Origin of the sequence: Solemya pervernicosa gill symbiont (assembly GCF_002020875.1) — a bacterium.
In the GTDB taxonomy this organism is placed as follows: Bacteria; Pseudomonadota; Gammaproteobacteria.
Genome location: NZ_MPRL01000099.1, coordinates 1 through 10357, shown reverse-complemented (window position 1 = coordinate 10357; position 10357 = coordinate 1). Strand labels below are relative to the sequence as shown.

Here is a 10357-nt window from a genome sequence, read left to right as displayed (position 1 = left end):
CGCAGGCGTCACTCGTACTTGGGGTATGTAAGTCCTGCAGAATACGAGGCAAAGTGTGCCTCTTAATTAATTCATCCGTTAAACCGGGGGAGCCTCAGATGAAACTTAGTCCTTGATACCCCTTGTCTCCCGGCGCGCACACTCGCAAGTAATCGGTGAGCAGCTTCAATTAGTAGCATGTCGCCGACGTCATATCCTTTGGTGTCGTTATGAATCTTAAATTGGTCTAGGTCAAGAGCAGGATGGCTCCGTGGTTGTTGCAATGGTCCAAACAATGCAAGACATTGACTGTCTCCCAATCTGCTACCAAACCCTAAGAAAATATCCAATAAGAGGAATGTGGGCTGTGTGCAAGCTTGCAACTGAAGTCTAAGCCGACCTCTTGTCTCGAAAAGTGGCGTCGCCCAAAAGGTGGGGCAACTACTGACGGGCCGGGTGATTCCTGGCCCTTTTGTATGCCTGCTCAATACAAGACTCGATTTGACGGCAGGGTGCGGGGCAGCGAGAATGGTTCGCAGATTCGATTACATGTGAATCGTGCAAGGAGGCAGGCGACTGATCTCCTTTCGCCTGTTGATCTCCCTAACCAATGGGTCGCTAAGAATCGCCATGATGAAAAAAGCCTCCACAGCCCTGTTAACCAGCTCACTATTCGTTGCAAGCAGTGCGATTGCGGCTGAGCTCGATGTGGACGAGGCGATGTTGCTGGGGATGTTTGGTGATGAGGAGCTGATCAGCATCGCGACCGGTACGCCGGTGGCGATATCCAAGGCTCCGGCAGTCGCATCCGTTATCACTAAAGAAGATATCAAGGCGATGGGGGCGACCACGCTGCAGCAGGCGTTGGAACATCTGCCGGGTTTGCATATCAGCAGTGCTACTCAGGCATCGATCGTCTCTATTCGTGGTATCCATACCCGGCTTAATCCACAGGTGCTGATCCTCCGTAATGGCCAGGAGACGCATGAGCTGCTGTCACGCAAACCGGTTACGGGGCAACACTTCCCACTTGAAGCGGTGGAGCGGATCGAGGTGATTCGCGGACCCGGATCCGCTGTATACGGCGCTGATGCCTTCTCGGGCGTGATCAACATCATCACCAAAGACCCTGACGATATCGATGGGGGGGAGGTAGGTGTGCGCGGCGGCTCGTTCGATTACCAGGATATCTGGGGGCAGTTCGGTCGCGTCTCAGAGGGTGGGCTTGGTCTGGCGGCCACGGTGCAGTACTCCCACAATGATGGTGATGATGGTCGAATTGTTGATGCCGATACCCAGACCATCTTTGACACTCTGTTCGGTACTACCGCTTCACAGGCACCCGGACCGCTCGACACTCGTTATGAGGTGCTGAGCTCCGATTTCACTCTCTCAAAGGGGCATTGGAAAAGTCATCTCTCAACCCTTCACCAGCGTGACACGGGTCAGGGGGCCGGTGTGGCCAACACGCTCGATCACGACGGTTACATGGATACCGATCAGTACATCTTCGATATCAACTACCATGACGATGCATGGGCACAGTACTGGTCACTCGATCTAACTTACGGTATCCACTACTCGCAAAACGACATTAACCTGAGTGTCTTCCCCGCCGGTGCGCTACTGCCGATCGGTGCCGACGGTAACCTCGATCTTTTTACTCCGGTAGGAATGGTCGACTTCACTGATGGCTATATCGGCACGCCGGGACGGACCGAAATCACCAATCGCTTCGATCTAACGACGCTTTATACCGGTTGGGATAAACATACCTGGCGTATCAATATCGGTGGCAAGCATGAGGATTTCGAGGCGCGCTCCAAGTCGAACTTCGGCCCCGGGGTGATCGACGGAACCGTCTCACCAATCGACGATACCCTGACCGATACCACCGGACTCAGCACCAACTACATGCCCGACGTCGACCGCTGTGTGCTCTATACCTCAATACAGGATGAGTGGGCAGTGGCGCGTGACTGGATGCTCACCGCCGGTATCCGCTACGACCACTACTCTGATGTCGGTTCCACCACCAATCCGAGGGTCTCACTGGTCTGGAACAGTACCCAGGCGCTGACCACCAAGCTTCTCTACGGCAGCGCCTTTCGCGCTCCCAGCTTCAGCGATCTCTACGCGCAGAACAATCCGGTTGCACTCGGCAATCCCGATCTCGCATCCGAGACGATCGATACCTATGAGCTGGTCTTCGACTACCAGCCGAGCGACCGTTTCAGCACCCGTCTCAACATCTACTACTACGAGATAGAGGGGCTGATCGAGCTGGTTGATGACGATGGTCTGCCGGGTGGGCGATCCACGGCACAGAACGCACGTGATCAGGAGGCGCACGGCGTAGAGATCGAGGCGCTCTGGCATGTGACTAATCGTTTAGATTTGCTGGGGAATGTAGCGGTTCAGCGTGCAACTGATACGGTAACCGGTGATCGTGTCCCCGATGCGCCGGGGCACCAGGCCTTTGCCGGTATGAACTGGCGTTTTGCACCTAATTGGCTGCTCAACGGTCAGCTCCATTGGGTGGCCGATCGTAAGCGTGCCGCGGGTGATACACGTGATGAGATCGACAGTTATGCACTAACCAATCTGGTGCTGCGTCGCGATAATATCTTTGACCATTTTGATCTGGGTCTGAAGGTCAATAACCTGTTTGATCAAGATGTCCGCGAGCCAGGACCCACCAGTATCCCTAACGACTATCCACAGGAAGGGCGTAGCCTCTGGCTGGAGCTGCGGGCAAGTCTATAAAATAGTACGGTAGAAAGTAGTTCTATTTGTCGCAGAACCCCCGTCTTTTCCGATAACTCTCGGCTGAATATTTTCATCTTCTTCAATGGCGTATTGGCTATGAAGAACTATACTCTTGATCCATTATTTCAATTGACGCGATACATCGAAGGAGGCCCTCCATGTATGTAGCGATCCGACACGAAATAAGTGATTCAAACGCCTTCTGGGAAAAGGCATCAAGCTTTGTAATTCCCCCCGATATTAAACTGCTCTACTCATTTCCAAATCAGGATGGCGCCAAGGGCAACTGTCTCTGGGAAGCCGAATCGGTGGCTGCGGTTAAAAAGTTTGTTGAAGGTAATCTGGGTCAATTCAGCATTAATGAGTATTACGAGGTCAATCCCAATAATTCGATCGGTATCCAGTGAAGCAATGAGTGTAGGAACTGACGGTTTACTGAGGATTACACCGCGCTTTCATGTCCGACCCAAACCACACGTTTATCGTGACAGAGGGTGCCGCCAATGACTCAATTGCGACCATTTTCTTTTGCATCGTAGAGCATCTTGTCCGCTGCCTCTAACAGACTCTTGAGGGTTGTGCTTTACTGTTCTAACGTTATAAGCAAGATGCACGTTCTAGTCGTGATATTCCACACAAACACAGACGTTCGCTGACCGCCATGGATAGCGAAGCGAAGGCGGTTAGTCCGCGGGGCGCCGTAGGCATAAACGGTCGCGTTAAGTATTTGCCGCTTGCTTGGGCTTGGACGCCCAAAACAAGCTTCCGCAAAAATAGCGACTCCCCGATTAGCTGTTTTACAAGGATGGATAAATTGAAAATTCTCATGGTACTGACCTCACACGATCAACTCGGTGACACGGGTTATAAAACAGGTTTCTGGCTCGAAGAGTTTGCTGCCCCCTACTATGTCTTCAAAGATGTCGGGGCTGAGATAACGCTGGCTTCGCCCAATGGCGGCAAACCACCGCTCGATCCAAAAAGCAGTGAGCCCGATTTTCAAACGGTGGCAACTGCGCGTTTTGATGCTGATGAGGGTGCGCAGACCGCACTGGCCACAACATCAAAGCTGATAGAACTCTCGCCAGACGATTTTGATGCCGTCTTCTATCCAGGAGGTCATGGGCCGCTGTGGGATTTGGCCGAGGATAAAAATTCAATCGCCATGATTGAGTCTATGTATGCTGCCGGTAAGCCTGTAGCCGCTGTTTGTCATGCACCTGCAGTGCTGCGGCATACCAAGACAGCGGATGGTGCCGCGCTGCTAGAGGGTAAGTCTGTGACCGGTTTTAGTAACAGTGAAGAGGCTGCAGTGCTGCTCACTGAGGTTGTTCCGTTTCTGCTTGAGGATGAGTTGAAAGGGAAGGGTGGCAACTACTCAAAAGGGGATGACTGGACTCCCTATGCTATTACAGATGGAAATCTGATTACTGGGCAGAACCCAGCATCATCAGAGCAGGCCGCCAAAGCGGTGCTGACCTTATTGGATCGGTAGTGTGAAGTCTGATTGGCTGCAGGTGTGTGCCGCCTCGCTGGTTATATCAGCATCCAGCGTTCGCTGACCACCATGGATAGCGAAGCGAAGGCGGTTAGGGGGCGCCGCAGGCATAAACGGTCGCGTGAAGTTTTTGCTGTTTGCTTGGGCTTGGATGCCCAAAACAAACTCTCGCAAAAATAGCGACTCCCCTATCTTCTCGCCTCTCTCCTGCGTAAGGGCCTTGGCATGTTCAGCGTTGATGGAGACCTTGTGAATAAACCAGCGCCGGTCGTCGCGTGCGTCGAGTTCATGGAGGGCGAAGTGCCCTGCGAGGCGGTGGTTGCTGTCACGTAGAACGCCGCGTGCATCGATGTCGATCTGATGTTCGGTCAGCTTTAGATGCTCTGCAGCTGATTCGATTGTTTTGGCAATTAGCTCAAAGCGGTTTTCATAGTTGAGTAGATGATTGAGGTCGGTAAGTCGCAGCTCTATCTCGAGTAGCTCGTGCTCGGCGTTGTGCATGTTCTCAACTTTATTCGAACGTATTCGGCTCGCTAGCACCTGCTGGGCTGTCTCCCGTTCGCGTCGTTCCGCCTCGCGCTCTGTTATGTCTGTCTTAATCTGCATAAAGAGGCTGTCGACGAAGTGGTCGCAGATGTTCTGAGCTAGTGTTGTTGGGTTTGCTGCCAGGCAGGTGAGGGTGTGATCAGAGAAGATTGCGGCTGTCTGTAGTACATCACTCACCGTGCCATGATGAGTGGTCTGATTACCGATGAAGTTTTTTTCGGAGTAACGCATGCCCATCAGGGCGTAGATCGTTTCACCGCTGTTGCTGCTTTGCTCTTTGATGTATTGCTGTACATCACGACTGCCACCAATCGCATTTTTTATATTTTCGGGACGAGCGAACAGGGCGTGAATAAAGGGATCGGAGGTGAACTCTTCAAGGTTGATCTCGGCTTCGGTGGATAGCTGATTATTGAGTTCGCCTGCATAGGCCAGTGCACTCCTGACAGGCTCCTGCAGGCGCTTCTGATAGTCGCTGAATAGCCTCAACTTTGGCTCGACAAGATCAAACACTCGCTCAATGGTCGGAACCAGGTCGGGGTCAACGCGCTGCCAAAGTTGTTTCCAGAAGCTTGCCACGGTGCTGCTCTTTTTTCCTGTCACTTATGGTTGAGTCTAATCGACTCATACCGATCATTGTACCCAGTTACTATGGGTGTTCTCCGGGTGGATGGCCGTTCTGATTCACCGTGATTGGCAGGGAAATCCCTAAGAACATCCTTGTTGCTATATCTATGAATGTAGATGTAGTATTCATATCTATTATTCTAGATATAGTGATTAGTCGATATGGATGCCAACCAACTCTTCAAATCTCTTTCGGACCCAACACGGTTGCGTTGTCTCATTCTGCTGATCAAGCAGCAGGAGCTCTGCGTCTGTGAATTGACCGAGGTGCTCAAGCTGCCGCAGCCGAAGGTGTCGCACCACCTGGCCACGTTACGAAAGAGCGGCGTGGTCGCAGACCGTAAAGAGGGGCTCTGGGTCTACTACCGGATTAATCCGGCGTTACCCGAATGGTGCATCGAGGTGATGGCAACAGCGGCCAGGGGTGTTGCAGCCGATGAACCCTATGTGAGTGATGCTGAGCTGATTGAGATCATGGCCAAGGGTGCGGTCGAGAAGTGTGCAAGCTAACGAATGGGTAATAGCTAGATGTCAGTTCAGTGTGAAACGGTTGCAAAGTCAGCGGCGGGTGCTGAGATGGGGCGCTTTGAGCGCTATCTCACCCTGTGGGTCTTTATCTGCATCGTCGTAGGCATTGGATTCGGCCATCTCTTTCCTGCGCTGTTTGCACAGGTCGGTGCTATGGAGGTTGCGAGCGTTAATCTGCCCGTCGCGCTACTGATCTGGCTTCGGTGTCACACTGTTTGTTAACTGGGCGGTAAAACCATTCTCGATGGCACTGCTGGGCTGGTTATTTATACGAGGTGTGTTTTCCGATTGGCTGCCGGCTGATCAGCATGATAGTTATATTGCTGGTCTGATTCTGCTCGCAGCAGCACCCTGCACGGCGATGGTCTTTGTCTGGAGTCATCTGGCCCGTGGTGAGCCGCACTTCACCCTGAGTCAGGTGGCGCTCAACGACACCATTATGATCTTTGCCTTTGCGCCGATTGTCGGTCTGCTGCTCGGCCTCTCTGCGATTGTCGTTCCGTGGATGACGCTGTTTCTCTCGGTTGCACTCTATATCGTCATTCCGGTGGTGGTAGCGCAGTGGTGGCGACGCGCGTTACTGGCCAGGGGGGGGGAGGCAGCGCTTGAGGCGACACTTAAACGTCTGCATCCCGTCTCGCTCTCGGCGCTGCTTGCTACCTTGGTGCTGCTGTTTGGTTTCCAGGGTGAGCAGATTCTCGCCCAGCCGACGATTATCGCGCTGCTCTCGGTGCCCATCCTGATCCAGGTCTATTTCAATTCGGGGCTTGCCTATCTGCTTAATCGACAGCTCAAGGTCGATCATGCAGTAGCAGGACCATCGGCACTGATCGGTGCCAGTAACTTTTTTGAACTGGCGGTGGCCGCTGCCATCAGTCTGTTCGGTATTAACTCAGGCGCTGCATTGGCCACGGTGGTCGGTGTGTTGATTGAGGTTCCGGTGATGTTATCGGTGGTGAGGATCGTCAACTCGAGTAAGGGTTGGTATGAGCGTCCGCAACGTGCGTAACTATTTGATGTTTTATTGATTGGGCAAATTGCCCAGGTGAGGAGTTTTAAATGAAATTTATATCCAGAATATTTGTGCTTTTAATGATGCTTGGCGCATCTTCGCTCTATGCATCATCCGATTTTCTGGTCGAATCCTCATGGCTGGAAGATCATATCGAGGATGAAAATATGGTGGTATTGGAGGTGCGTTACCACCCGCATCGCTACTACACCGTCGGCCACATCGAGGGTGCAGTTCAGGTGCAGCGTTTTAAGGATCTGGGCGATAACGATGCATTGCCACTGATGCGCTTTCCATCACGCGAGGTGTTCCAGGCGACGCTGCGCGAGTGGGGTATTAACGACGACTCCACCGTTGTGATGTATGACGACTCAAGCACCGCACTGACAACCCGTGTTTACTATCTGCTCGAGCTCTATGGCTTCAATATGTCGCAGGTGAAGATTCTTAATGGCGGAACCGTTGAGTGGAGCGCCTTTAACGATCTCTCTACAGAGGCCGTTACGCCCAAGCCCGGTAACGTCACGCTCAAGCCTGCTAATGAGTCGATGTTTGTCGAGTGGGACGATGTCTACGATGATGTGGTTTCACGCCGTGATGCCAATGTGGTGCTACTCGATGCACGTCCGAAAAAGATGTACACCGGCGAAGAGATCAAACACTCAATCATGGCGGGTCACATTCCGGGTGCAATCAATATCGTTAGCCTCGATGGCACCAGCTCGCAGAAGTGGCGCAGCGATGAGGAGCTGGCGGCGATGTATAGCGCCATTCCCAAGGATAAGACGATCTACGCCTACTGCCACGATGGTTTCCGGATGTCGCTAGCCTATGCGCAGCTAAAACGCCTCGGTTATAACAACGTCAAGCTCTACAACGGTGGCTGGTCACATTGGGGTAACCGTCTGACCCTGCCGGTGGTTGAGGGCGATAAACCCTATAGCGGTGATTACGATCTTTGATCGCCAGTTTGGCTAGTTAAGTGTAAGTGTCGATTTAATCGAGCGGCTAAGGTCCAGAGGTAGAGAAGCTTGTCATGAGTGTTCGTGTTGGGATTAACGGCTTTGGCCGTATGGGGCGTTTGGGTCTGCGTGCAGGTTGGGATTGCTGTGACTTCGATGTGGTGCGTGTAAATGAGATCACCACCGATGCAGAGGGTTCGGCGCACCTGCTCAAGTTCGATTCAGTGCACGGTACCTGGGATCGTGACAGTGTAGAGCGGGATGGGCAGATGATTGTCGATGGGCAATCGATCGCCCATAGCAGTAATGCGACTATCGGTGATACCGATTGGTCCGACTGTGACATCGTCATCGAGGCGACCGGTAAACACCACAAGCAACCCGAGTTACTCAACGCCTACTTCGATCAGGGTGTGAAGAAGGTGATCGTTGCCGCCCCCACCGAGGGGGCACTGAATATCGTCTACGGCATCAATGACGATCAGTACGATCCAGAACAGCATCATCTGATCACAGCCGCCTCCTGCACCACCAACTGCCTCGCGCCGGTGGTCAAGGTGATGCACGAAAAGATCGGTATCAAACATGGCTGCATGACCACCATTCACGACATTACCAACACTCAGACCATCGTCGATAAGGGGCACAAGGATCTACGTCGTGCCCGTGCCTGCGGCAGCTCGCTGATCCCCACCTCGACCGGTTCGGCCAAGGCGATCACCAAGATCTTCCCCGAGTTGCAGGGGAGGCTGAATGGTCATGCGGTACGTGTACCGCTGCTCAACGCCTCGCTCACCGACTTTGTCTTCGAAGCGGAACGCCCTGTCACCGCCGAGGAGGTCAACGGCTATTTCAAGGCAGCGGCCGAGGGTGAGCTGAAAGGGATTCTCGGATATGAGGAGCGCCCGCTGGTTTCGATCGACTATGTGAACGATCCACGCTCATCGATTGTCGATGCACTCTCAACCATGGTGATCGATGGAACCCAGGTGAAGATCTACGCCTGGTACGACAATGAGTGGGGCTATGTGAATCGCATGATGGAGCTGGCCGCCAAGGTCGCTCAGAGCCTCTAACAGTGGAACAGGGCCTGCGTAACTATCTGACGGTCACCGCAGGCTACTGGGCCTTCACCGTCACCGATGGTGCCATCCGTATGTTGGTGGTGCTCTACTTCCACCAGCTCGGTTACTCGCCGCTTGAAGTGGCGATGCTGTTCCTCTTCTATGAGTTCTTCGGCATCGTCACCAATCTGGTTGGTGGCTGGCTCGGTGCGCGTATCGGTCTCAATCTCACCATGCATATCGGTATGGGAATGCAGGTGGTAGCGTTGGCGCTGCTCACCGTGCCCGATGTATGGCTCTCGGTCCCCTATGTGATGGCCGCTCAGGCGCTCTCCGGTATCGCCAAGGATCTCAACAAGATGTCCGCCAAGGCATCGGTCAAGGTTATGACCGACGGGGGAGGGGAGCAGAGCCTGTTCAGATGGGTGGCGGTACTGACCGGCTCGAAAAATGCGCTCAAGGGGGGCGGCTTCTTTGTTGGGGCGGTGCTGCTGGAGTGGCTCGGTTTTCGTGGTGCACTGACGCTTCTCGCTGCAATGCTGTTGGTGGTGCTGATCATCACCGCAATGCTACTGCCGAGTGGTGTCGGCAAGATGAGGTCGAAACCAAAATTCAGCCAGGTCTTCTCGAGGGTCGTGGCAATCAACTGGCTCTCGGCGGCACGTTTCTTCCTCTTCGGTTCGCGTGATATCTGGTTTGTTGTGGCGTTGCCGCTGTTTCTCTTTGAAGTGCTCGGCTGGTCCTTTACCCGGATTGGCACCTTTATGGCGCTCTGGGTGATCGGCTATGGCGTCGTACAGGCCTCTGCACCCAGACTGATTCGACAGAGTCACCACGGACGTGGTCCCGATGGAGGCACCGCACGTCTGCTGGCCTTTGCCCTGGCGATCTTCCCGGCTGCGATTGCGTTGGGACTGATCTATGGTCTGCCTGCCGAGCCGGTTATTGTTGGTGGTTTGATTCTGTTCGGAGTGCTCTTCGCGCTCAACTCGGCGGTGCACTCCTATCTGATTCTGGCCTACTCAGACCACGATAAGGTGGCGATGAATGTTGGCTTCTACTATATGGCTAATGCCGGGGGGCGATTGATCGGTACTGTGCTCTCTGGTTGGCTCTATCAAACACAGGGACTGGAGGGGTGCCTCTGGTGGTCGAGTGGATTCGTCTTGCTGGCAGCGCTTATCTCGATTGGCCTGCCCGAAATAACTGCAAATAGTGAAAAGGTAAATGGATGAATAGATTAATGTCTAAGATGATGGCCGCTCTGCTGCTACCGCTGACCGCCATGGATAGCGAAGCGAAGGCGGTTAGTCCGCGATAGTCGACGCCGTCTGCATATTCGTAGTTGAGAGCGGGAGCGAACGACGAAGAA

At 53.5% G+C, this 10357-nt stretch carries 9 protein-coding genes and 1 pseudogene; 8 read left to right on the top strand and 2 right to left on the bottom strand.

From position 1 onward, the window contains the following. Window positions 1–71 precede the first annotated feature (71 nt). Window positions 72–263, bottom strand: a complete 192-nt coding sequence (locus tag BOW52_RS17565; protein WP_236725786.1) for a diguanylate cyclase domain-containing protein — start codon at window positions 261–263, stop codon at window positions 72–74. 346 nt (window positions 264–609) lie between these two features. On the opposite strand from BOW52_RS17565, the gene BOW52_RS15915 reads away from it, so the two are divergent. From BOW52_RS15915 to BOW52_RS15905, 3 genes are all read left to right on the top strand, one after another. Continuing rightward, the gene (locus BOW52_RS15915; protein WP_078485065.1) at window positions 610–2745 is read left to right on the top strand and encodes a TonB-dependent receptor plug domain-containing protein; all 2136 of its coding nucleotides are present in this window, start codon (window positions 610–612) and stop codon (window positions 2743–2745) included. Between the two features lie 161 nt (window positions 2746–2906). Next, window positions 2907–3155 (top strand): hypothetical protein, encoded by a 249-nt coding sequence (locus BOW52_RS15910; protein ID WP_078485064.1) that lies wholly within the window; start codon window positions 2907–2909, stop codon window positions 3153–3155. 407 nt (window positions 3156–3562) lie between these two features. Then, the gene (locus BOW52_RS15905) at window positions 3563–4243 is read left to right on the top strand and encodes a type 1 glutamine amidotransferase domain-containing protein (RefSeq protein WP_078485067.1); all 681 of its coding nucleotides are present in this window, start codon (window positions 3563–3565) and stop codon (window positions 4241–4243) included. Here BOW52_RS15905 and BOW52_RS15900 read toward each other — a convergent pair. Continuing rightward, entirely contained in the window at window positions 4229–5395 is a 1167-nt protein-coding gene (locus tag BOW52_RS15900) for a hypothetical protein (protein WP_172840393.1), read from the bottom strand. The genes BOW52_RS15905 and BOW52_RS15900 overlap by 15 nt on opposite strands. A gap of 186 nt (window positions 5396–5581) precedes the next feature. Between BOW52_RS15900 and BOW52_RS15895 the strand changes: the two genes are divergently transcribed. The 5 genes and pseudogenes from BOW52_RS15895 to arsJ all read left to right on the top strand — a co-directional run bounded on the left by BOW52_RS15895 (window position 5582) and on the right by arsJ (window position 10220). Further along, window positions 5582–5929, top strand: a complete 348-nt coding sequence (locus tag BOW52_RS15895; RefSeq protein WP_078485062.1) for an ArsR/SmtB family transcription factor — start codon at window positions 5582–5584, stop codon at window positions 5927–5929. A gap of 66 nt (window positions 5930–5995) precedes the next feature. Then, window positions 5996–6956: pseudogene (gene arsB / locus BOW52_RS15890) on the top strand (ACR3 family arsenite efflux transporter). Between the two features lie 50 nt (window positions 6957–7006). Next, a complete protein-coding gene (locus BOW52_RS15885) occupies window positions 7007–7921 on the top strand; it encodes a sulfurtransferase (protein WP_078485061.1) in 915 nt (304 codons plus the stop codon). Between the two features lie 74 nt (window positions 7922–7995). Continuing rightward, on the top strand, window positions 7996–8997 hold the full coding sequence (locus BOW52_RS15880) for an ArsJ-associated glyceraldehyde-3-phosphate dehydrogenase (protein ID WP_078485060.1): 1002 nt from the start codon (window positions 7996–7998) through the stop codon (window positions 8995–8997). 2 nt (window positions 8998–8999) lie between these two features. Beyond that, window positions 9000–10220, top strand: coding sequence for an organoarsenical effux MFS transporter ArsJ (gene arsJ, locus BOW52_RS15875; protein ID WP_078485059.1), 1221 nt, complete (start codon window positions 9000–9002; stop codon window positions 10218–10220). Window positions 10221–10357 lie beyond the last annotated feature (137 nt).

Coding starts and splice junctions, on each gene's coding strand:
- BOW52_RS15915 (WP_078485065.1), top strand. CDS start 610: ATGATGAAAAAAGCCTCCACAGCCCTGTTAACCAGCTCACTATTCGTT.
- BOW52_RS15910 (WP_078485064.1), top strand. CDS start 2,907: ATGTATGTAGCGATCCGACACGAAATAAGTGATTCAAACGCCTTCTGG.
- BOW52_RS15895 (WP_078485062.1), top strand. CDS start 5,582: ATGGATGCCAACCAACTCTTCAAATCTCTTTCGGACCCAACACGGTTG.
- BOW52_RS15885 (WP_078485061.1), top strand. CDS start 7,007: ATGAAATTTATATCCAGAATATTTGTGCTTTTAATGATGCTTGGCGCA.
- BOW52_RS15880 (WP_078485060.1), top strand. CDS start 7,996: ATGAGTGTTCGTGTTGGGATTAACGGCTTTGGCCGTATGGGGCGTTTG.